This is a genomic window from Streptomyces sp. NPDC000941 (assembly GCF_053599555.1).
The window spans coordinates 1-22,914 of record NZ_JBSFMM010000187.1 but is presented as its reverse complement, the minus strand read 5'-3'; the positions used below and the strand labels follow the sequence as shown (position 1 = coordinate 22,914).

Annotated in this window: 16 protein-coding genes and 2 pseudogenes; 11 read left to right on the top strand and 7 right to left on the bottom strand. The window is 70.0% G+C overall.

Annotated elements, in window-relative coordinates; genetic code table 11:
• A partial coding sequence (locus tag ACWDSL_RS40290; protein ID WP_450492988.1) for an IS3 family transposase occupies positions 1-134 on the top strand: 134 nt, incomplete at its 5' end.
• A 218-nt stretch (positions 135-352) separates the two neighbouring features.
• Positions 353-700, top strand: a complete 348-nt coding sequence (locus ACWDSL_RS40285) for a helix-turn-helix domain-containing protein (protein WP_450492986.1) — start codon at positions 353-355, stop codon at positions 698-700.
• Here the strand turns inward: ACWDSL_RS40285 and ACWDSL_RS40280 are convergent.
• Positions 651-1,028, bottom strand: coding sequence for a universal stress protein (locus tag ACWDSL_RS40280; RefSeq protein ID WP_450492984.1), 378 nt, complete (start codon positions 1,026-1,028; stop codon positions 651-653). The two genes, ACWDSL_RS40285 and ACWDSL_RS40280, sit on opposite strands and share 50 nt — an antisense overlap.
• Between ACWDSL_RS40280 and ACWDSL_RS40275 the strand changes: the two genes are divergently transcribed.
• Positions 1,029-1,355, top strand: a complete 327-nt coding sequence (locus ACWDSL_RS40275) for a Tn3 family transposase (protein WP_450492982.1) — start codon at positions 1,029-1,031, stop codon at positions 1,353-1,355. It abuts the gene before it with no gap.
• A 196-nt stretch (positions 1,356-1,551) separates the two neighbouring features.
• Here the strand turns inward: ACWDSL_RS40275 and ACWDSL_RS40270 are convergent, their stop codons facing one another.
• Entirely contained in the window at positions 1,552-4,110 is a 2,559-nt protein-coding gene (locus ACWDSL_RS40270) for an ABC transporter permease (protein WP_450492980.1), read from the bottom strand.
• 15 nt (positions 4,111-4,125) lie between these two features.
• On the bottom strand, positions 4,126-4,872 hold the full coding sequence (locus ACWDSL_RS40265; RefSeq protein WP_450492979.1) for an ABC transporter ATP-binding protein: 747 nt from the start codon (positions 4,870-4,872) through the stop codon (positions 4,126-4,128).
• A 174-nt stretch (positions 4,873-5,046) separates the two neighbouring features.
• Between ACWDSL_RS40265 and ACWDSL_RS40260 the strand changes: the two genes are divergently transcribed.
• Positions 5,047-6,204, top strand: coding sequence for a sensor histidine kinase (locus tag ACWDSL_RS40260; protein WP_450492977.1), 1,158 nt, complete (start codon positions 5,047-5,049; stop codon positions 6,202-6,204).
• On the top strand, positions 6,201-6,857 hold the full coding sequence (locus tag ACWDSL_RS40255) for a response regulator (RefSeq protein WP_450492975.1): 657 nt from the start codon (positions 6,201-6,203) through the stop codon (positions 6,855-6,857). The genes ACWDSL_RS40260 and ACWDSL_RS40255 overlap by 4 nt, the downstream gene beginning before the upstream one ends.
• Positions 6,858-7,260: 403 nt before the next feature.
• Here the strand turns inward: ACWDSL_RS40255 and ACWDSL_RS40250 are convergent, their stop codons facing one another.
• Positions 7,261-10,131, bottom strand: a complete 2,871-nt coding sequence (locus ACWDSL_RS40250; RefSeq protein ID WP_450492973.1) for a glycoside hydrolase family 3 C-terminal domain-containing protein — start codon at positions 10,129-10,131, stop codon at positions 7,261-7,263.
• A gap of 224 nt (positions 10,132-10,355) precedes the next feature.
• Between ACWDSL_RS40250 and ACWDSL_RS40245 the strand changes: the two genes are divergently transcribed.
• From ACWDSL_RS40245 to ACWDSL_RS40235, 3 genes are all read left to right on the top strand, one after another.
• Positions 10,356-12,341 (top strand): beta-galactosidase, encoded by a 1,986-nt coding sequence (locus tag ACWDSL_RS40245; RefSeq protein WP_450492971.1) that lies wholly within the window; start codon positions 10,356-10,358, stop codon positions 12,339-12,341.
• Between the two features lie 168 nt (positions 12,342-12,509).
• Positions 12,510-14,009 (top strand): glycoside hydrolase family 43 protein, encoded by a 1,500-nt coding sequence (locus tag ACWDSL_RS40240; protein WP_450492970.1) that lies wholly within the window; start codon positions 12,510-12,512, stop codon positions 14,007-14,009.
• Positions 14,010-14,114: 105 nt separating this feature from the next.
• Positions 14,115-15,872 carry a cellulase family glycosylhydrolase gene (locus ACWDSL_RS40235; RefSeq protein WP_450492969.1) on the top strand — a complete coding sequence of 586 codons (1,758 nt, stop codon included), beginning with the start codon at positions 14,115-14,117 and terminating at the stop codon, positions 15,870-15,872.
• Between the two features lie 69 nt (positions 15,873-15,941).
• Here ACWDSL_RS40235 and ACWDSL_RS40230 read toward each other — a convergent pair whose 3' ends face one another.
• The 3 genes from ACWDSL_RS40230 to ACWDSL_RS40220 all read right to left on the bottom strand — a co-directional run bounded on the left by ACWDSL_RS40230 (position 15,942) and on the right by ACWDSL_RS40220 (position 20,243).
• Positions 15,942-16,919 (bottom strand): LacI family DNA-binding transcriptional regulator, encoded by a 978-nt coding sequence (locus tag ACWDSL_RS40230; protein WP_450492967.1) that lies wholly within the window; start codon positions 16,917-16,919, stop codon positions 15,942-15,944.
• Between the two features lie 212 nt (positions 16,920-17,131).
• Positions 17,132-17,824, bottom strand: a complete 693-nt coding sequence (locus tag ACWDSL_RS40225; RefSeq protein WP_450492966.1) for a FadR/GntR family transcriptional regulator — start codon at positions 17,822-17,824, stop codon at positions 17,132-17,134.
• A gap of 262 nt (positions 17,825-18,086) precedes the next feature.
• Positions 18,087-20,243, bottom strand: a complete 2,157-nt coding sequence (locus tag ACWDSL_RS40220; RefSeq protein WP_450492965.1) for an alpha-L-fucosidase — start codon at positions 20,241-20,243, stop codon at positions 18,087-18,089.
• A gap of 29 nt (positions 20,244-20,272) precedes the next feature.
• Between ACWDSL_RS40220 and ACWDSL_RS40215 the strand changes: the two are divergent.
• The 3 genes and pseudogenes from ACWDSL_RS40215 to ACWDSL_RS40205 all read left to right on the top strand — a co-directional run.
• Positions 20,273-20,799: pseudogene (locus tag ACWDSL_RS40215) on the top strand (aldo/keto reductase); the annotation flags it as partial.
• A 405-nt stretch (positions 20,800-21,204) separates the two neighbouring features.
• Positions 21,205-22,251, top strand: a complete 1,047-nt coding sequence (locus ACWDSL_RS40210) for a LacI family DNA-binding transcriptional regulator (protein ID WP_450492964.1) — start codon at positions 21,205-21,207, stop codon at positions 22,249-22,251.
• A 460-nt stretch (positions 22,252-22,711) separates the two neighbouring features.
• Positions 22,712-22,914 (top strand): annotated as a pseudogene (locus tag ACWDSL_RS40205) (hypothetical protein); the annotation flags it as partial.

Sequence of the window (22,914 nt, the reverse complement as noted above, 5' to 3'; positions counted from 1 at the left end):
ACTCCCGATGGGGATTCCGGCGCGTGCACGGCGAACTGCGCCGCCTCGGGTACAAAGTCAGCCCCGCCACCGTCCGTCGGGTGCTGCGTGCTGCCAGTCTCGGCCCCGCGCCGCGCCACCAGCCGGCGCCGTAGCGTTTCAAAACTGCTTCACTGCTGCTGACCTGGGCATTGACCTCGCGGTCGGGCATGATCCGTCATTGTGCTCGTATAGCTGACCTACCTACTCGCCACACGAATCTTCGCGTGGCTCGCTCTGCTGTGCCGATCTACCGCGGCCAAGAACGCCGAAATACTCATCCTGCGCCACGAGGTCACCGTGCTGCGCCGACGGGTGCCCACCCCGAAGCCAGCTGGCCGGACCGGGCGCTGTCGCCGCACTCGCCCGGCTCCTGCCCCACACCCTCCGCGGCAACCGACTCGTCTCGCCACGCACTCTGCTCGCCTGGCACCAGCGCCTGCTGAAGAAGAAGTGGACCCAGCCACCTCCCCCAGGACGCCCACCGATATCCGAAGAAGTCCGCGACCTGGTCATCCGGCTCGGCACCGAGAACCCACGGTGGGGCTCCCGCCGCGTACACGGCGAGCTACGCCGCCTCGGCCACATCATCAGCACAGCTACCGTCCGCCGTGTCCTGCGCGCCGCCGGCCTCAACTCAGGGGCCGCGCCATGTGCCGCGCGGGGCGGGCCACCCCGATGAGCAGCAGGTCCTCGGCTCCGGACGCGACGGCACACAGGACCGCCCCCGGAGTGCCCCAGATCACGAGCCGGTCCACCCGTAGGTCAGCGGGCACACTACCGGCTGCCTCGTCGAGGGCCCGGTCGAGTCGCTGCCGGGCCTCACCGGCCCACAGACGCGCCCATGAAGCCTCGGGGCGGCGGCGAAAGGCGGCCTCCCCTTCCGGCGGCTCCCACACCATGACAGCCACCAACGCACCGTCGGTCCGGCGGGCCTCCACAATGCCGCGGCGCAGCGCGGCAAGGCTGGCGAGGGCCCCGCTCACCCCCATGACGACCCGGCCCTTCATGTGATCGCCTACGGAAAGGGCGGGGAGACCGCCTCGAACCGGCGCGACGAGCAGGAGATGTTCGTTCTGTGCCTGCGGATTCTGCAATCGGCTCTGGTCTACGTAAACACCCTCATGCTCCAAGACGTCATGGACGAGCCGGAGTGGGCCGACCTGCTCACCCCCGCCGACCGGCGCGGACCGACCCCGCTGTTCTGGTCCCATGTGCGCCCGTACGGCGAGGTCAACCTGAACATGGCCGCCCGCCTCAACCTCGCCTCGGCCTCCGTGCCGGGCCCCCGCATTGCGGAAGCCGCCGGCCACGGGCTACCCCACCAGACGGCATAGCCGGGGCTTGACGCAGCAGCACAGAGGCCACAGCTGCGGCCGGTCCAGCAGATCGTCCCGGGCCGCGACGCCTGCGCGCACGCTCGCTGCATTGGCGAGACGCCAAGTACATCCAGTACGAGGGCGCTCCGCTGCTTATAGCCGCACGCGGCGGGCGCCAGGCGATCCGGCGTGACCTTCGGAGCAGGCCGGGCCGTCAGTCCGCGGTGATGCTGTCCAGCACGTCAAGACGGGCGGCCCGGCGAGCCGGCCATTGGGCGGCGGCCAGGCCGACGAGAACGGCGGCCAGCAGCATCAGCAACAGCTTGGGGTAGGGCAAGACCGTGCGGAGCTCTGGCAGGGTCACGGTCATGGTGGTGCCGGCCGCCCAGGCCAGGAAGACGCCGAAGGCCATGCCGATCGCCGCGCCGAAGACGGAGATCAACACCGATTCCAGCCGTACCATCCGCTTGACGCCGCCGCGGTCCAGGCCGATCGCCCGGAGCAGGCCGAGCTCGCGTCTGCGCTCGAACACGGCCATTGCCAGCGTATTGACCACTCCCAGGGCCGCGACCAGCAACGACATCCCGAGCAGTGCGTAGAGCAGGTTGAGGGCGAAGGTGATGGTGCGGTCGAACCCGTCCCTCAGGTCCTGCTTGTTCTCGACCTCGATCACAGGGCTTTTGCCGGTGGCGTCCTTGAGAGCCTGTTTGAAGGCAGGGGTTGCCCCGTTCGCGCCCTTGACCAGGATCTGCTGCGCCGGCGCGTACGGCTGGTGTGCGGCGACCACGCCGCCCGGCAGGAGCACGGGGGCGAGCATCCGGCTGGGTGCGAACACCCCGCCGACGGTGAGGCGGGCGCCGGTCCCGCGCGGGGCGGCCACGGTCACGGTGGAGCCGACGGCCAGTCCGTGCCGGCCCGCGAAGTCGGAGTCCACCAGGATCTGACCTCGTTTCAGTGCCGTGGCCGCCCCCTGACTCATGCTCGGCCGGACCAACTGATCGGCACTGTCGGCGTCCAGGCCCTTCGCCTCGGTCCGCACGCCGGCTATCCGCCACTCCACGTCGGTAACCGGGCTGGAGGCGACCACCCCGGGGGCCTGGGCGACCGATGTCGCGATGCTCGGGTCCAGGGAGCCGGTGAGCGTGGTGACGGCGTAGTCCGCCGCCATCTCGTTGGTCACGGCACGGTCGATCGCATCCGAGACCGAGGCGCCGATCACGGTCATCGCGGTGACCAGGGTGAGTCCGATGGTCAGGGCGGCGGCTGTACTCGCGGTGCGGCGCGGGTTGCGGATCGCGTTGAGTGCGGCGAGTGAGCCGGGGGTGCCGCAAAGGCGGGCGAGCGGCGGGCGGGCCAGGGCGATCACCGGGCGGGACAGCAGCGGCAGCAGCTGCACGACGCCGAGGACCGCGAGGAGCGCCCCCACCATGAGCGGCAAACGCGCCGTGGCGCCCCTCTCGGTGCTGCCCAACAGGACCAGGCCGAGGCCCCCGGCGGTGGTCAGGGAGCCGAGGACGTTGCGAAGAAACAGGCTTCGGTGGGTGGCGGGTTGCTCGCCGCTGCTCAGCGCGGCGACCGGGGGGATCCGGCAGGCGCGGAGGGCGGGCAGCGCGGCGGACAGGACAGTGACCAGGATGCCGACGAGCAGGGTGATCAGCACGGTTGTCGGGGTGATGACCACGCCGGCTCTGGGGAGGTCCGCGTCCAGGGACTTCACTCCCGCCGCGAGACCGGCGCCGATGCCGATGCCGAGGAGCAGTCCGGCGGCGGAGCCGCTGAGACCGACAAGGAGCGCCTCGATCAGCACGGAGCGGGTGACCTGGCTGCGCCCGGCGCCGATGGCGCGGAGCAGTGCCAGCTGCCGGGTGCGCTGGGCCACCAGCATGGTGAAGGTGTTGGCGATGAGGAAGATGCCGATGAACAGCGAGATCCCGGCAGCGGTGGTCAGCATGGTGGCCAGGCTCCTGCCGCTCTGGGCCAGCATCTCGGCCTGCTGCGCGGCCAGCCGCGCGCCGGTCTCGGCTCGGAATTGGTTGCCGCCGGGGACCAGCGGAGTGACGGCGTGCAGCAGTGCGGTCTCGGAGGTGCCGGGGGCGGCGGTGACGTCGATGCTGCTGTACTGGTCCGGCGCCAGCGACAGCACCCTCCGGGCGCCCTGGGTGTCCAGCAGGGCCAGCGGGTTGCCGGACCGGACCGCAGGCGCGTCGGAGGAGAAGACGCCGGTCAGGGTGACGCTGATGGCAGGGCCGTTGGCGGCGATGCGGACGGTGTCACCGAGCCGGTAGCCTGCCTTCTCGACGGTGCCCCGGTCCAGGGCGACCTCGGTCGCGGTGTGCGGTCCTCGGCCCTGGAGCATCGGGTAGCGCGCATCGTTCCCGACGGCATCCGGCACGAAGTTGGCGCCCGTGCTTCTCATGATGTCGCCGATCATGTTGCCGTTCTTGTCCGCGATGGCAGCGGTGCCGCTCACCACCGCGCGGGTCCCGGCGACTCCCGGCAGCGCGGCAATCCGACGGACGGTCGCCTCTGTGAGCCGGGCGGAGCTCTTGGTGCTGTTCTGCCTGGCGCTGGAGGGAAGTCCGGCGGTGTCGTCGGCAACCTGGACCGAGATGCCGGTGAAGTCCTTGCTGCGGCTGTTGTTCGCGGCTTGGTGGATACTGTCGGAGAAGATCATGGTGCCGGTCATGAAGCCGGTGCCGAGCAGCACGGCCAGGATGGTCATCAGGAGCCGGCCGCGGTGGGCCAGGACATTGCGCAGTGCGGTACGGAACATGAGTGACAGCCCCCGTCAGCCGACGCGGTCGAGCCGGCGCATGCGGTCCAGCACACTGTCGGCGGTGGGCGATCGCAGTTCGTCGACGACGCGGCCGTCGGCGAGGAAGACCACCCGGTCCGCGTGGGAGGCGGCCACCGGGTCGTGGGTGACCATGACGACGCTCTGGCCGAAGTCGCGCACGCAGGATCCGAGAAGCGCCAGGACCTCCGCGCCGGCGTGCGAGTCGAGGTTCCCGGTGGGCTCGTCGGCGAAGATGATCTCAGGCTTTCCTGCCAGGGCGCGGGCGCAGGCCACGCGTTGCTGCTGTCCGCCGGACAGTTGGCTGGCGCGGTGCCTCAGCCGGTCGGCCAGGCCCACCGCGTCGACGACCCGTGCCAGCCAGTCCCTGTCGGGCCTGCGCCCGGCGATGTCCCCGGGCAGCGTGATGTTCTCCATGGCGGTGAGCGTGGGCATCAGATTGAAGGCCTGGAAGATGAACCCGATCCTGTCTCGGCGCAGCCGGGTCAGCTGTTTGTCCTTCAGGCCGACCAGCTCCACATCGCCGATCGTCGCGGAGCCGGAGGTCACGCTGTCGAGCCCGGCCATGCAGTGCATCAGCGTGGACTTGCCGGATCCCGAGGGACCCATGATCGCGGCGAACTCGCCGCGCGGAAACTCCACGCTGACGTCGTCCAGCGCCAGGACCCGGGTCTCCCCCTCCCCGTAGACCTTGTGCAGCCCACGGGCTCGGGCAGCCGCCGCGTACGTGGTCGTCGTCATCGTGTCCATCACCATTGGAGTCCTCTCGGTGGAGCTCGGAACGCCGTCCACACTCGCCCAAGCCGGGTCCTGGGGGCGTCCGGCCCTCAGCGGACCCGTTGGGTGGTCCGTAATGCCGCAGGCGTACGCCTGTAAGGCGACGCGGAGAGCCGGGTGCACGCCTACGCTCAGCCTGTGGAAGAGATCAAGCCCCGGCCGCCCCTGCTCGGACGCATCCCGCCAGGCGCCTGGCCGGTCCTCACCTGGTGCGCGGCCCTGCTGTTCGCACTGGCGCTGTGGCTGCTCGAGCAACAGGGCGGGCCCGAGGCCGCCCCCTTCCTGCGGGGCCCCTGGGCCGGCCTGGCGCTGGCCGTCGGCCTGGCGTTGCCGCTCGTAGCGGCCCGACGCCGACCACTGCCGGTCCTGGGCCTGGTCCTCACCGAATCCCTGGCGGCTGCGGCGCTCGCTCCCTGGGCGTGGGCTCTGCTGCTCCCGACGGCGGACGTGCTGCTGCTCTACATCGCCGCCACCGCCGACCGCAGCCGTCGCGCCACTGCCATGGCGGCCGTCGCGGTCCTCACGGCGCAGATCAGCGGCTGGCGGATCACGAACGGAGGCTGGGCGCACGGTGTGACCGAGGCCGCGGTGCCGATCGCCTCGGTCGCCCTGGTCTCCTGGACGCTGGGCAGCTCGATCCGCCAGCGGCGCGAGTACGCCGAGCGGCTGCGTGAACAGGCCGCCGCCCAGGCGGTGCAGGCGGAGCGCCTGCGGATCGCCCGGGAGCTGCACGACACGGTCGCCCACAGCATCGGAGTGGTCGCCATCCAGGCCGGCGCGGCCAAGCGGGTCATCGAGACCCAGCCCGAGGGAGCCCGCAGAGCGCTCGACGCGATCGAGCTGACCAGCCGGGAGACCCTCGTGGGGCTCCGCCAAATGCTCGGCACGCTGCACCGGACCGAACCCGAACCGGTGACGGGCATGGCAGGCGTGGACCGGCTGACGCAGGGCACCGCCACGGCCGGACTCCACGTAAAGGTGCGCTGGCAGGGCACGAAACGTCCGCTGCCACCCGACACGGACCAATCGGCATTCCGCATCATCCAGGAGTCATTGACCAACGTGGTCCGCCACGCGAACGCCCGCCACTGCCAGGTGAACGTCGACTACCGCACCGCCGAGCTGGCCATCGAGGTCGTCGACGACGGCACCGGTGCGCCGCCCGATGCCGCGACCGACGGCACCGGCTACGGAATCACTGGAATGCGCGACCGAGCAGATCTGCTGGGCGGCGAGTTCAGCGCCGGGCCGCGCCCCGAGGGCGGCTTCCGGGTGACAGCCAGGCTGCCGGGATGACCGTACGCATCGTCCTCGCCGACGACCAGCCTCTCGTACGAGCCGGCCTTCGCATGGTCATCGCCGACGCCCCCGATCTGGAGATCGTGGGCGAGGCCGGAACCGGCACGGAGGCAGTCCGGATAGTCAGGGAACTCCGGCCCGACGTCGTCGTGATGGACATCCGGATGCCCGGCATGGACGGCATCGAGGCCACCCGGATGATCACCTCCAACGCCCCAGCGCCGCGCGTACTCATGCTCACCACCTTCGACGACGACAACAACGTCTACGCCGCGCTCCGGGCGGGGGCCAGCGGATTCCTGGTCAAGGACATGGCGCTGGACGACATCCTCGCCGCGACCCGCGTCGTGGCCGCCGGCGACGCCCTCATCGCGCCGAGCGTCACCCGACGCCTGATCGAGGAGTTCGCGAACCGTCCCGCGGCCGCTGCCCCTCCGCAGCGACTCGCTGGCATCACCGAGCGGGAACGCGAGGTGCTGACACTCGTCGGGCGCGGCCTGTCCAACAGCGAGATCGCGGCCGAGCTGTTCATCGGTCACGCCACCGCCAAGACCCATGTGGCGCGGCTGCTGACCAAACTCGACGCCCGCGACCGTGTCCAGCTCGTGATCATCGCTTACAGAGCGGGCCTGGTGTCGTCCTCACCATGACCCGGCAGCAAGCAGGTCACCCCAGGTCTGCGATCTGGCCCACCGCCGCTTACGACAACGAGGACGCCTGCGGGCCTGGCTGTTCTCGATCGCCCCGGCCACCGGGGACCTCAGCCAACGCACTGATGACCGCCGAAGCGTTCCCACTTTGCTGTGGCGTGCAGGAATCGACCGATTGATGAGCAAGATCGCTAAGCGGCGGCGCGTGGCCGGATCGGCACCGGATCATGCTCATAAAACGGTGTCAGAAAGTCGATGTGCTCAAGAACTTGAGGAGCACCGTTTTCTGTACGTGCCTCGCCATGTTCACCCCCTGGTTCGTCCGTGAACATTCACGGCAGGCTGTCGGTTGACGACCGAAGGCCCGACGTGAGGGCCTGTCAAGACCTGCGGCCCAGTCCCTTCACGTGGCGGGGCCGTCGGGCGCGGTGAAGCGGAAGGAAGCGAGTCGGAAGTCGCCGTGCAGGGTGAGGCACAGATCGTGGTGGCCGTCGCCCCGCGCTGCCATCGCGGCGGTCACGGTCGTCCAGGTGTGGCGGCCGCCGGTGACCGGTACGGCGAACTCCGCAAGGAGTTGGCCTCCCGCCCGCACCTCCAGTCGCGCCTCACCCGGTCCGGTGGCCTCGCGCGCGACCTCGGCTTCGAAGTGCGAAGCACCGGTCAGGTCCGCGGAGCGGAACAGCAGGGTCGCGGGGCGAGCGGGTTCTGCTGGGGTGACGGCATCGCCCGTGGCGCGGGTGGCGTCGACCAGAGTGATGTCCGCGTAGTCGTCGAAGTCGACGGCCGGCGTACGTCGGCCCACCAGTTCGCGCGGCGTGGGGGCGGTACCGCTGACGGCGAGCGGCGCGCTGAGGACGATGTCCTCGGCCGAGCGGGCGATGAGCACCTCGTAACGGCCGGGATCGACGGTGAAGGCGCCCGCGGCGACATCCCAGTGCGCCAGTCGTTCGGCGGGCAGGTCGAAGGTCACCTCCCGGCTCTCCCCCGAGTGGAGCCGCACCTTGCGGAAGTCCGCGAGGCGGAGCCGGGGTGCTTCGTAGCGGGCGTCTGCCGCTCGGACGTAGAGCTGGACCACCTCGCTCCCGGAGCGCGTGCCCGTGTTGGTCAGTGTCACCGAGACGTGCACCGCGCCGTCCTGGGCCATGGCGGGCCTGGACAGCCGCAGGTCACGGCAGGTGAAGTCGGTGTACGACAGGCCGTGTCCGAAGGGATAGAGGGGTGCTGTCCGGTGGTACTGGTACGTCCAGCCCGCCTTGATGATGTCGTAGTCGAGCGGGTGCGGCAGTGCGTCGCCGCCCCGGTACCAGGTCTGTGGCAGCCGGCCGGCGGGCTCGGCTTCGCCGAGCAGGACAGCGGCCAGGGCGCGGCCCGTTTCCTGTCCGCCATGGGAGGTCCACAGCACGGCCGGCAGGTGGGTGTCGGCCCAGTCGACGGCGTAGGGGTAACTGCTCATGACGACCAGCGCGGTCTCCGGGCGGACGGCGGCGACCGCGCGCAGCAGCGTTTCCTGTGTCCGGGGCAGGCCGGTTCCGGTACGGTCCTCGGTCTCGCGGCCGTTGATCATCGGGTGGTTGCCGAGAACGACGATCGCCACGTCGGCCTCCTGGGCGGCGCCCCGTGCCTCGGCCGCGCCGTCGCGCAGCAGCTCGTGCTGCCACCGCTCGGCCATCTCGGGGGTATCGGCGGTGACGCGCACCCGGCCGTCGGTGGGATCGAGGGTGGCGTAGCGGCCGGTGAAGACGTTGCGCAGCAGGAAGGTGTCGTTGTCGCCGCCCGGGTCGGGTTCCAGACGGAAGGTTTCCTTGATGAACCAGGTCTTGAGCACCGTCCGGTCCGCGAGGAGTGAGGCGTCGTCCTGGAGACTGAGGTAGCGGCCGGTGTCGGCGTCGCGCAGGGTGAGGACGCCGTCGCCCCACTCCTCGGCGTCGAAGGTGGTCCCGCCCAGAGGCTCGCCGGTGGTGCGGGATCGCAGCGTGATCCGGTCGGCGCCCGGCACACAGGCCACCTCGCCGCGGTCTTGTCCGAGCGCGGTGCGCAGGCCGGCCACGACGCCGACCTGGTACGGCAGGGTGCCGCTGTACCAGTCCTCGTACAAGGTGTCGGCGTGTGGCCCGATGACGGCGATCCGCGGTGCGCGGTTCGGGTTCAGGGGCAGCAGCCCATCGTTCTTGAGCAGCACCACGGACTCGGTCGCGGCACGCAGGGCGAGGGCGCGGTGCTCGGGGCTGTCGATCACCTCCGGACCGATTCCGGCGTACGGGTCCAGGTCGGGGTCGAACTCGCCGAGGCGGAACCGCAGTTGCAGCTGACGGCGCACCGCCCGGTTCACGTCCTCCTCTTCGATCAGCCCGCGCTCCAGCGCCTGGCGCAGTCGGCCGATCACGGTGGCGCTGTCCTCGCGGTGGTCGGTGAAACTGTCGATGCCGGCTTTCAGCGCGGCGGCATGGGATGCCGCGTGGTCCTCGAAGTATTGCTCCATTTCCACCAGGTTGGAGGGCGCTTGCTCGTCGCTGACCACGAACAGCTCGTGGCCGGTGGTCCGGGCCCAGGTCCGCAGCTCCGTCTCGATGAGCGGGCTGACGTGGCAGGGGCGGCCGTTGACGAGGTTGTAGGCGGCCATCGCGCCGGTGGCCGCGCCGGAGGCGACGACCGGGCGGAAGGCGGCCAGGTCGTACTCGTGCAGCACGCGGGGGCGCAGGCCGGAGGAGGTGACGCAGCGATCCGTCTCGTTGTTGTAGGCGAGGAAGTGCTTGAGCACCGGGGCGACGCGCAGGAAGTCGGGATGGTCGCCGGCCAGGCCCTGGCAGTAGGCGGTGGCGAGGCGCGCGGTGTGCAGCGGGTCCTCGGAGTAACCCTCTTCGTTGCGGCCCCACCTCGGATCGCGCAGCAGGTTCACCACCGGCGCCCAGGTCTGCAGGCCGTTGGTGCCGGACCCGGTCGGGGTCGGCCGGTGCCGGTGCAAGGCGCGCACTTCGACCGACACCGCCTCGGCGACGGCACGCACCAGATCCTCGTCCCATGCGGCTCCCAGCCCCACCGCCTGCGGAAAGACGGTCGCCACTCCCAGCCAGGCCACCCCGTGCAGCGCTTCCGTTCCGGTGCGGAACGAGGCGATGCCCAGGCGTGGGACGGCCGGGACGTACTGATGCAGCATCGCGACCCGCTCGTCCAGTGTGAGCCGGTCCAGCAGGTCGCCGACGCGCTCCCCGAGCGGAAGCGCGGGATCACGGAACGGCAGCCGGGCGGCAGCGGCGGAAAGGGAGGGAGATCCCACGAGTCAGACCTCTGAACAGACGGATGTGGATGGCGGGCCGAAGGCCGGATTGTCGAAGCGCATCGACGCTGCCATCGCCCGCGACGGGCTGTCAATGGATCTGCAGAAAGAAACTTTCTTCGAGCTATACCTATTGTTTCGCGCGAAACCTGTCGTTAGTTTTCCCTCTGTCCATGTGAAGCGCTTCGACGCTCTCGCCCTTCCCCGCCACCGGAGGAGCAACCGTGACCACCGGCAGCATCACCGACCGCCTGGGCGGCCTCGCCTTCGGTGGGGACTACAACCCCGAGCAGTGGGACGAGCCCGTCTGGAAGGAGGACGACACACTCATGCGCAAGGCCAGGGTCAACCTGGTCACCGTGGGCGTTTTCTCCTGGGCCCTGCTCGAACCGGAGAAGGGCCACTACGACTTCGCCTGGCTCGACGCCCACATCGAACGCCTGCACGCGAACGGCGTGGCCGTCGACCTCGCCACCCCGACCGCCTCCCCGCCGCCCTGGTTCACCCTCGCCCATCCCGACGCACTGCCGGTCACCCCCGAGGGCACCCGCCTCACCCACGGCAGCCGCGACACCTACTGCCTGGCCGCGCCCGCCTACCGCAGCGCCGCCCGCCGGATCGCCTCCGCCCTGGCCGAACGGTACGGCCACCACCACGCCCTTGCGCTGTGGCACGTGCACAACGAGTACGCCACCCTCTGCTACTGCGAGTACGCCGCGGCGGCCTTCCGGGAGTGGCTGCGCGCGCGCCACGGCTCGCTGGACGCCCTCAACGAGGCGTGGGGAACGGCCTTCTGGAGCCAGCGCTACACCTCCTGGGAGCAGGTGCTGCCGCCACGCGCGACGCAGTGGCACAAGAACCCGGGCCAGACCCTGGACTTCCGCCGTTTCTGGTCCGACGAGACAATCGCCGCCTTCCGCGAGCAGCGCGACGCCATCCGGGCGCACAGCGACCGGCCGGTGACGACCAACCTGATGCTGCCCGCCTACCAGAACCTGGACCTGTGGGCCCTGGCCCGCGAACTCGACGTGGTCTCCTCCGATCACTACCCAGGGTCACCGGGTCTGGACGCCGCCGCCGACGTCGCCTTCCACGCCGACCGCATCCGCTCCCTGGCCGGCGGTCGCCCATGGCTGCTGATGGAACAGGGCACCAACACCGTCTACGACGGTGACCGGGTGCTCGGCAAGGAGCCCGGGGAGATCCTGCGCCACACCCTCGGCCACATCGCGCGCGGTTCCGAGGGCGCCCTCTTCTTCCAGTGGCGGCAGTCCCGGGCCGGCGCCGAGACATGGCACTCGGCGATGGTCCCGCACGCGGGGCCCGACAGCCGTATCTTCCGGGAGGTCACCCAGCTCGGCGAGGCGGTCGCCCGGCTCCGCGAGCTGGCGGGCTCGACGGTCGACGCGTCCGTGGCCGTCCTGCACGACGCTGACGCCTGGTGGGCGTTGAGCGTCGACGGCCTGCCCTCCGCCGACCTCGGTTACCACAAGGAGCTGAGCCGAGCACACCGGGCGTTGTGGGACGCCGGCGTCACGGTCGACTTCGCCCATCCCGAGCACGAGTTGAACCGCTACGCGCTCGTCATCGCCCCGGCCCTGTTCCTCCTCTCCGACGCGGGCGCCGAGAACCTGCGCCGCTACGTCGCCGGCGGCGGGACGCTCCTCGTCCAGCACGCGAACGGATGCGTCGACGACCGCATGCAGGCCCGGCTCGGCGGCTATCCCGCCGGGCCACTGCGCGATGCCCTGGGCATCCGTGTCGAGGAGCACCGACCGCTGCGGGCGGATGAACGGATCGCCCTGTCGGACGGGTCGTTGGGCACGGTCTGGAGCGAGTCCCTGCACACCAAGGGCGCCGAGACGCTCGCCGCCTACACCCACGGCATGCTGGCCGGCAGCCCGGCGCTGACCCGGCACCGATTCGGAACCGGACAGGGCTGGTATCTCTCCACTCGCCTCGACGACGCCGACTACGGCGCTCTGGTCCGCCGACTGCTCGACGAGGCCGGTGCCGGCCCGGAAGCGCCGGGTCTGCCGGGCGGTGTGGAAGCCGTCACCCGGCATGCGCCCGACGGCCGCCGCTGGCACGTTCTGATCAACCATGGCGCGGACGCCGTGCCCCTGCCGGAGCCCGTCCACGACCTGCTCACCGACACCACGGCCCATGAGCTGCCACCCGGTGGTTGCGCGGTGCTGCGCAGGCCATGACTCCGAGAAGCCACCATGACCGAGAAACAGCACACGATCCGCTGAGGTCACGATGTACTGCGGCTCCGGCTCAGCCGCCCGGAGGCGCCCTCTCCGGACGGCACCTCCGCCTGAGACACACCCTCCCCGCCTCCGTGGGCACCCGACACCTCGAAAGGACCTGGTGACTTGTCAGACACCGGACCCGCCAACCCCGTGATCCCCGGCTTCCACCCCGATCCCAGCATCTGCCGGGTGGGCGACGACTACTACCTCGTCTGCTCCAGCTTCGAGTACTTCCCCGGTGTGCCCGTCTTCCACAGCCGTGACCTGGTGCACTGGACGCAGATCGGCAACGCCCTGGACCGGCCGAGCCAGCTGCGTCTGGCGGCCGACGTGCCATCCTCCGCCGGGATCTACGCTCCCACCCTGCGATACCACGACGGACGCTTCTGGCTGATCGTCACCAATGTGAGCAAGGGCGGTGGCAACCTGGTCGTCACCGCCACGGACCCGGCCGGACCGTGGTCGGATCCCGTCCGGCTCCCCGGCGTGCCCGGCATCGATCCCGACCTGGCCTGGGACGAGGACGGCACCTGCTGGTGCACCGTCGCCGGGGTCGCACAGGTCCGCATCGACCCGGACACGGGTCGGACGTACGGACCACCGCAGAAGCTGTGGTCCGGCACACCCGGCGCCAAGGCGCCGGAGGCGCCGCATCTGTACCGGATCGGCGACTACTGGTACCTGCTCATCGCCGTGGGGGGCACCGAGCGCGGCCACGGCGTGGCGATCGCCCGCGGCCGTACGCCGAGCGGCCCGTTCGAGCCCTGCCCGGCCAACCCGATCCTCACCCACCGGAGCACCGACCATCCCGTGCAGAACACCGGGCACGCCGATCTGGTCCAGGCCCCCGACGGCTCGTGGTGGATGGTGCTGCTCGGGGTACGGCCGGGCGGCGGCACGCCCGGCTGGCACGTACTCGGCCGGGAGACCTTTCTGGCGCCGGTGACCTGGGGGGACGGCTGGCCGGTCGTCGGCGAGGTCGCACTGGACCTGCCGGAGCTCCCTTGGCCCCTTGTCCCCGGCCCCGTCGAGGAGCAGCGGGACGACTTCGACCTGAGCGAACTGCGGCCGTTGTGGATCTCTGTGCGGGACCGTCCGGCAGAGCACTGCACCACCAAGGAGCGCCCCGGATGGCTGACGCTGCGCGCGCGAGGCGGCTCCCTGGACGAGCCCGACGTCGTCTTCACCGGCCGGCGCCAGCAGCACCTGTCGTGCCGGGCGCGCTCCCTGGTCGACCCCTCGGAGGGACGCGGCGGCCTGGCCGTGCGGCTGGACGAGCGGCACCACTACGCCATCGAGGTGTCCGGGGGCGAGGTGCGGGTGGTCGCGCGGGTCGGCTCCCTGCGCACGGTGGTGGCCGCACAGCCCGTACCCGACGGGCCGGTGGTGCTCGGTCTCACGATCAGCGACCCGCCGCCTCCGCACGACGCCCGCACCGGCCCCGACGCCGTCTCCTTCGGTGTCGAGCAACCCGACGGCACCCTCAGCGTGCTCGCGACGCTCGACGGCCGCTACCTGTCGACCGAGGTCGCCGGCGGCTTCACCGGACGCGTCATCGGCATGTACGCCGCGGCCGGCACCGTCCATTTCGACTGGTTCGACTACGAGCCCATCAGCCGCTGAACCGGCACCACCCAATGAACCTGCACGGACAGGCAGGGCCGACTGTGGCGGCTGATCGCCACGGATCGGATCACCATCCGCACGACCGACCGAAAGGAACGGCACGTGAAGGACATACGGCAACCCGCGCACCACCGGAACCGGGGTCCCGGACGCCTGGCGGCCCTGCTGCTGGCGCTGCTCGTCGTCCTGGGGCTGTCCGGTGGCAGCGCGTCCGCCGCGCCCGACGGCACCAGGGAGCCATCGCGGTCGGCGGTGAGGGTTCCGGCTTCCGCCATGGACGCCGTGGCGGCGATGCAGCCCAGCTGGAACCTGGGCAACAGCCTGGACGCCATTCCAGACGAGACGTCCTGGGGCAACCCGAAGGTCACCAAGGAACTGTTCGACACCATCCGCGCGCAGGGCTTCCGCAGCGTCCGCATCCCGGTGACCTGGAACGACCACCAGTCCGCCACCGCCCCGTACACCATCGACGCCACGTACATGAGCCGCGTCAAGCAGGTGGTGGACTGGGCGCTGGCCGACGGCCTCTACGTCGTGATCAACGTCCACCACGACTCGTGGCAGTGGATCTCGAAGATGCCCACCGACCACGACAAGGTGCTCGCCCGCTTCAACGCCACCTGGACCCAGATCTCCTCGACGTTCCGGGACGAGCCGCGCACCCTGCTGTTCGAGAGTGTCAACGAGCCGGTCTTCGACAACGCCACGGACGCGCAGAAGAGCCAGCTCCTGAACGAGCTGAACACCTCCTTCCACAAGGTCGTCCGCTCCTCGGGCGGCGGGAACACCGACCGTCTGCTCGTCCTGCCCACGCAGGTCTGCACCCCGTCCCAGACCCTCATGGACGACCTGTCCACCACGATCGGCGCACTGCACGACAGCAACCTCGTGGCCACCGTGCACTACTACGGCTGGTACCCGTTCAGCGTGAACATCGCGGGCGGCACGCGGTACGACGACAACGCCCAGAAGGACCTGACGGACGCCTTCGCCCGTATGCACGACACGTTCGTCGCCAAGGGCATCCCCGTCTACCTCGGCGAGTACGGTCTGCTCGGATATCCCGACGACAACCACCCCTCCCGCATCGAGCGGGGCGAGGCACTGAAGTACTACGAGCATGTCGGGTACGCGGCACGCGCCGCCGGTGTCACCACCGCCCTGTGGGACCCCGGCTTCGCCTACCTGAACCGCTCCACGATGCAATGGCGCGACCCCGCCCTGTTCGCCTGGATCAAGTCCAGCTGGACCACCCGCTCGGCTACGGCATCCTTCGACAAGGTCTTCGTACGGAAGTCGAGCCCGATCACCGCCCAGACACTCACTCTCAACCCGAACGGCAACACTTTCCAGGGCCTGTGGCAGGGCGACACCAAGCTGGTCGAGGGACGGGACTACACCGTCTCCGGCGTTCAGCTCACCCTCACGGCCGACGCGCTGACCCGGCTGACCGGCAACCGGGACTACGGGGTCAACGCAACGCTCCAGGCCCGGTTCTCCGGCGGGCTGCCCTGGCAGATCGACATCATCACCTATGACCCTCCGGTGCTGTCGAACGCCTCCGGCACGACCGGCTCGTTCACCGTTCCCACGCAGTACCGCGGTGACGTGCTGGCGACCATGGAGGCCAAGTACGCCGACGGCAGCAACGCCGGCCAGGCCACCTGGACTCCGTTCCAGGAGTTCAACACGGCCTTCTCGCCGGACTACCCGGGCGGCAAGACCATCCTGACCTCCGACTTCCTGAACGCACTCCGCGACGGCGCACCGGTGACGCTGACGTTCCACTTCTGGAGCGGCGCCACCGTCACGTACCACGTCACCAAGTCCGGATCCTCGGTCACCGGCACGACGTCCTGACCGACCGGCCCCGCGCCCTGGTTGCCCGCTCCCCGGGCAACCAGGGCACACCCGCGACTCCGCGCGACCTCACTCCTCCTTCGGCACAGCCGTGCTCTCCCGGACGGTGAGGGTCGTCGCGATCTCCAGTCCGAGCCGCGGCACATCGTCGCCGCGGCCGAGCGCCAGGGCCAGCTCGGTGGCGGCTGTCGCCATCTCGGCCAGCGGCTGATGGACGGTGGTCAGGGGAGGATCCGCACAGGCCACGGCCGGGACGTCGTCGTAGCCCACCACGCTGAGATCGTGCGGGATGCGCAAACCGAGCTCGCGCGCGGCCCGGTAGACGCCGAGCGCCTGCATGTCGTTCGCGGTGAACACCGAGGTGGGACGATCAGGGCGGGACAGCAGCTCGCGCGCCGCGGTGTACCCGTGCTCGCGCGTGAGTTGGGTCTTCACCACCAGTTCGGGTGCCGTCGGCAGGCCGGCGTCCGAGAGGGCGGAGAAGTAACCGGACAGCCGGGCGCGGCAGTAGGGGTGATCCGGCCCGCTGATCATGGCGATGCGCCGGTGTCCCAGGTCGATCAGATGCCGGGTCGCCGTCTGGCCGCCCCGCCAGTTTGTGGCACTGACGAACGGCACGTCGTCGGGCAGCTCGTCGATCGGGTCGAAGACGACGAACGGGATGCCCTTCGCCTTCAGCTGTTCCCGCTCCGCTTCGGAGAGCTGCGCCACCGACAGAACGCACTGGGGGCGCCGTCCGGCCGTGTCGTCGATCATCCCCGCTGACTCGTGGGTTCCGAACGCGGACACCACCAGCCCGAGCCGGTTCGTGCGGGCCACCCGCTCGACTCCGCGGATGATCTCCACGGCCCACATGCTCTCCAGCTCGCGGAACACCAGCTCCACCAGATTGCTCCGGCTCTGGGGAGGCTTGCGGTAACCGTACTCAAGGATCAACTGCTCGACGCGGGCGCGGGTCTCGTCCGACACTCCGGAACGGCCGTTGAGGACCTTCGACACGGTGGGAACCGAGACGCCGGCGGACTCGGCGATGTACGCGATCGTCACCGACGCGGGTCCCGCGCCACGCTCCCTGTCGTCATCCGCCGAAGATCTTCCCGATCGGTTGTCCGGCACAATCGCCTTTCCCCATCGCCTCGCCTGCCCCCGCCGCCATTCTGACACCTCCCGTTGGGCGCTTGTGACGGCCAGGAACGCGCCGTCGATGTCAGCGGTCAATGGGGCTTCTGAGCCCACGGGCCCACGCGCAGGGCTCGCGGCTACGAGGCGCCGTCCCGGTCCAGGTGCTCGCGCAGCCACTGCTCGGTGGTGTTGACGTGCATGAGGGCGGCGGCCTGGGCGAGGGCAGCGTCGCCGGCGGCCAGCGCGCGGTAGATCGCCTTGTGCTCGGCCAGCGTGCGGCCGGCGGCATCCTCGTCGACCAGTCCGCGCCAAACACGCGCGCGCAGCGTCCGGCTCGCGATGCCCTCCAGCAAAGTGGCGAGCGTCGCGTTGCCCGTGGCCGCGATCACCGCGCGGTGGAACGCGGCGTCGTGCTCGTTGAGCTCCTCGACGTCGTCGCGGGCCGCCTGCATCGCCTCCAGGTGTCGCTCCACCTCCGCGAGCCCCTCGGCCGAGATGCGGCCGGCGGCCAGGCCGGTGGCGACTGGCTCGAACAGTCGGCGGACCTCGGTGAGTTCCAGCAGAGTGTCGCCGCGCAGCAGCTCCACCGCGGATCCGATGCCGCTCAGCAGCAGTTCCGGTTCCAGGCTGGTCACGTACGTGCCGTCGCCGCGCCGGATCTCCAGCACCCGCGAGACGGCCAGCGCCTTGACCGCCTCCCGCATCAGATTGCGGGACAGCCCCAGCTCCGCGGCGAGCTGCTGTTCGGGCGGCAGCTTGGCACCCGGAGGAAGCTCACCCGACTGGACGAGCTCCCTGATGCGGTCGATGGCCTTGTCGGTCAATGACATGCTGCGCTACCCCCTGCTCATCCCCGGGCGTCGGCAGCGTACCAATACATCCCATAGCCCAGGAAGGAGCGGAGTGATCACATCATCAGGGCTCGCGTCGACTCCCCCGTACCCGCAGGTGATCGCATCTCGATCGCTTTTGCGCGCGAGAGATACGGACACCATTTCCGGGGCACCCTATAAATTCATCCCATGTCTCCTTGAGAGATCCACCGTGGCTGCACAAGCCGAGGACACACGCTCTCGGCCGCGTCCGTCCTGGTCACAGGGGTGTGAACGTCCACAACAGGTTGGTGCTGCTTCCGTAGGTCCACTGTTTGGTGACCGAGCCCGAGCCGACGTTGCCGCCGCCGTCGAGGACCAGGCCGGTGGTGCGGTTGGCGATCGAACAGCAGTCGCCGCCCCGGTGAGTGATCGTCCACTGCTGGTTGGTGCCACCGTTCCAGGCTGCCTGCCTGGCGGCGGAGCCGTCGGCGGTGGCGCCCCAGCCGTCGGCGACCATGCCGTTCGTGCGGTTGACCAGCTTGTAGTAGCCGCCTGGGACCTCCACCGCCTGCCACTGGAGGTTGGAGCTGCCGTCCCAGGTCCACTGCTTGAGGTTGGAGCCCGAGGCGACGTTGCCGCCGCCGTCCAAAGCGAGGGCGTTGGTGACGTTGGTGATCCGGAAGTGCGTCGCCGGGTTGAACTGGACCCTCAGCGAGGTGATCTGGTCGTTGTTGCCGGTGATCCGCAGGTCTGGGTTTTCGGTGGTGAAGGTCCAGGAGGTGCCGGTGAAGTCGTCCCCGGAGTAGCCGATCACCTGGTAGCCGGGGGCCGGCCGGAGAGAGGAGAGGGTGCGCGCGCCCAGTCCGGCCGCGATCAGGTCGGCCGCCGTGTAGTCGCCGAGGGCGAGCACGGCCGCGTCGCCGCTGTAGTCGACCTCCTTGAAGGCAACGGCGCCGGCGAGCGGCCGCAGGCCCGGGATCGTGCCGGAGAAGGCGAGCTTGAGGACGTAGGCGCCGGCGCTGTACGGGGCTGCGGACGGCAGGGTGAGCGTGAGGCCGGAAGTGTTCTGGGTCGGCGTGGGCAGGTCGATGTAGGTGCCGGCGGTGGAGCCGAGCAGCTTCACCGAGGTCAGCGAAGAGGTGTTGATCCGGTCCGAGTTGAGGGTCTTGATCGTCAGCGAGCTGCCGGGCCAGCCCAGGACGGTGGCGTACAGGATGTTGTCGGCCTTGTTGCGGGTGAAGCGGATGTCCTGCGCGGTGCCGGCATGTGGGGTGGTGAACGAGCCGCCGCCCATCTTCGTCGGGCCCTCGCCGTACGCCGTCCAGGCGCGGGTCGCGTACACCGACTCGCCGAAGCGTTTCAGGTGGTCTCCGATGCCGAGCAGGATGTCCCTCTGTGCCTGCGGGATGGTGCCGTCGGCCATCGGCGCGATGTTCAGCAGCATGTTGCCGTTCTTGCTGACCCGGTCGATGAACGAGTGCAGCATCTGCGGGATGGTGTAGTACCCGATGCCCTGGGTGTAGCACCAGCTGCTGCTGGAGATGCTGTCGTCGGTCAGCCAGTACGGGGTGGTGATGTCGGCCGGGCCGCCGCGCTCGTAGTCGAAGACCTCGCCCTTGCTGTTCATGCCGTCCTTGTACGTGGCGACGACCTCACGGCCCCAGCTGCCCGCCTGGTTGTAGTAGTACGACAGGAAGTTCAGGCGCTTGGTCTCGTCGACGGCGTCCAGCTTGAAGTCCTGCCACAGGATGTCGGGCTGGGCGCGGTCGATGACCTCCTTGAGCTTGTCGAACCAGAGCTGGTTCTCCGCGGCCGTCCCCAGTTGCCCGTAGAGCTTCTTGAGGCTGCTGTCCGTCTGGGCGGGGACGAATTCATAGAAGCCGTTGAAGTTGTACGCGTGGTGCATGGCCACCAGCAGCTTCAGGCCCTTGGCGCGGATGGCCGTGGAGAAGAGCCGCAGCAGGTCGAGACCCGGACCCTTCTTCACCGAGTTCCACTCGTTGACCTGGCTGTCCCACATGGAGAAGCCGTCATGGTGCTCGGCGACCGGGCCGGCGAACTTGGCGCCGGCGTCGACGAACAGCTGCGCCCACTCATCGGGGTCGAAGTTCCCCCCGGCCGACTTCAGCCTCGGCGCGAACTTCACGAAGTTGCCCGCCGGGTCCCGCGCTCCGTTGATGAAGTGGTGATAGGGCCACGCCGATGGCTGGCCGTAGGTCGCGGTGTGGTGTTGGTTGGCCCGGCTGCCGGCCTGGTACATGCTGCGCGGGTACCACTCGTTGTCAAAGGCGGGGACGCTGAAAGCGCCCCAGTGGAAGTAGATCCCGAACTTCGCGTCCCGGAACCACTCCGGGGCCGGAGGGTGCTGGTCGACCGAGTTCCAGTCGGGCGTGTACGCGCTGGGCGCCGCCTGGGCGACGCCGGCGCCTAACACACCTCCACCGACGGCCGCCGCGGCCACGCGTGCCCACCCTCGCGGACCTGCGCGACCAGGGGGTGATCGGCGCGATCGGTACCGGCATGAACCAGTCGGCCATGCTCGCCCGCTTCCTGCGCGAGACCGCGGCCGACGTGGTGATGCTGGCCGGACGTTACACGCTCCTTGACCAGTCGGCGCTGGACGACGTGCTGCCCGCCGCGAGGGAGCACGGCAAGAGCGTGGTCGCCGTCGGCGTGTTCAACTCGGGCCTGATTTCCAGGATCGACCGGCGCTGGGCATGAAGTACGGCTACAAGGACGCCCCGCCGGACTTCGTCGCCCGTGCCCTGGCCATCGCCGAGGTCTGCGAACGTCACGGCACGACGTTGCCCGCCGCCGCGATCGCTTTCCCCTTCAGCCACCCCAGTACCGTCAATGTCACCCTGGGCATGAGGGACCGGGAACAGGTCAGCCGCAATGTGGAACTCCACCGTCGGGGCGTGCCCGAAGGCCTCTGGGACGATCTTCGCGCCCAGGGGCTGATCAGGCCGGACGTACCCACGCCCCGGTGATCCTGCTGTTCACTCGGCTCCGGGGCTGAGCAGCCGCTGCCCTTGGGAGCTGTCCATCACGGGTTCACGGCGCCGGCCCTGGCGACCGTGGACCCGTTCAGGAGTGGTCGTCGGGGTACGGCAGCCCCAGGCGCGGCAGGAGTTCGGCTTCCGTCCGCTCCCGACCACTTGTGTTAACGGTCACATCACTGCATGATTCTGGCGTCGGAATCCGAAGTGTCAAGAGCTCGCGCAGCATGGATTTCTCCGGGCTTCTTCCGCCGGACCGGGCCCGGCGGCCGTGCGGATGATCACTGAGGACGAACCCGCGCTTGAGTGACCGGTCACATAGCCCGCACCGACAGGGAGCAAGGAGCCAGCCATGCCGAGCGGCTACCGTCGCCTTCCCGGAGTGGGCACAGTTTGATGGGCACGGCCCCTGACACCAGCGGCGCCCCCACCGTGACCATCCGCGATGTCGCGCGAGAAGCCGGCGTCTCCCACCAGACGGTCTCCCGCGTCATCAACGGCCACTCCGCCGTGGCCGATGCCACCCGTCACCGGGTCGAAGCCGCCATCGATTCGCTCGGATTCCGGCCCAACCACGCAGCCCGCGAACTCGCGGGCAAGGCAGCCCGCTCGCTGACCGTCCTCACCAGCGACACCAGCCTGTACGGGGCCGCCTCGACACTGCGCGGCATCGAAGAGGCCGCCCGCGCCGCCTCATTCGCGGTCGCGGTCAGTGTGCTGGACCGGCACGCCCATCCGGACCGGGCCGAGTTACGCGCCCGCCTCGCCCGGCCGGGCGAACCCGTCGTGGTCATCGCCTTCGACGCCCCCGGGGTGCATGCCCTGCGGCTGCTGCCCGCGGACACACCGGTGGTGGCCGCGGTAGAGCACCCCTCCGGCAGCGAGCCGGTTTCGTCTCGGCCGCAGGCCTGGCTGGACGACCGGCTCGCCGCCGCCCACGCCACCCGCCATCTGCTGGGCCTGGGCCACCGCACGGTGCACTACCTGGCGCTGCCTTCCTCGACCGCGGACGTGGCCCAGCGCACGCAGGGCTGGCTGGACGCGCTGCGCGCGGCCGGTGCCCCGGAACCGCCCGTGCTGGAAGGCGGCTGGACGCCGCGTACCGGCTACCTCGCCGTGCGGGAGCTGGCCGCGGACCGGTCGGTGACCGCGGTGCTGTGCGGCAACGACGACGTGGCCGCCGGGGTGATGCGGGCGGCCCGCGAAGCCGGACGTCACATCCCCGACGACTTGAGCGTGGCCGGCTTCGACGACGTACCCGTCGCGGCCTTCCTCGCCCCAGCGCTGACCACGGTCCGACTCGACTTCGAAGGGCTCGGCCGCACCTGCTTCGGACTGCTGCACCGGCTGCTCGACCCCGCGGCCCCCGCTCCCGACCCCTGCGACGAGCCCACCCTGATCGTCCGCGAGAGCACCGGCCCATGGCGCGGGACCGGCGAATAAACAGCAGCGCGAGTGCCGTTCCGGCCACATGAGCCGAGTGCCGGACGTGCAAACAGCCTTCATCGGTCATCGACGGGGTGGTTGGCGCAAGGGGTGTTGACGTCCCACGGAGTCCGCCTATCATCCATGCTTGTCCGGCCTTCCGATTGTTGTTCGATATCCCGAGCGGCAATCCGGAGTGGACAGGTTTGTGTCGGCCCCACAGACCACCGTTGACAGCCGTATCCCGGTGAGGTTCCCCCCTACGTCACCGTGCCGGAGTTCGAGGACACGGGCGGCGACGCTCAAGGGAGCCATCCCCAGCCGACACAGGGAGCTTCCCCACACCCGCACCCGACCGGCAGCCGCGGCCACCCGGTCGTCGGGGCCGTCAGCAGCCTTCCTCAACATGGGCATGACCGCACCACAGCCGTCATTGGGAGCGCTCCCAATGAGAACGCCTCGACCTCCAAGGAGAACCATGACTGTTGTGAAGCCACCCGGCCGATACCGAAACCTCGCGTTAGGTCTCCTGGCCGCCGGCGTGATGGCGGTGGCCGGGACCGCCGCGCCCGCGTCCGCCACTGCCACCGCAACTGACTCCGCCTCGATTCAGGCGTCCACCCTGGGCGCTCAGGCGGCCCAGTCCGGGCGGTACTTCGGGGCCGCCGTGGCAGCCGGCAG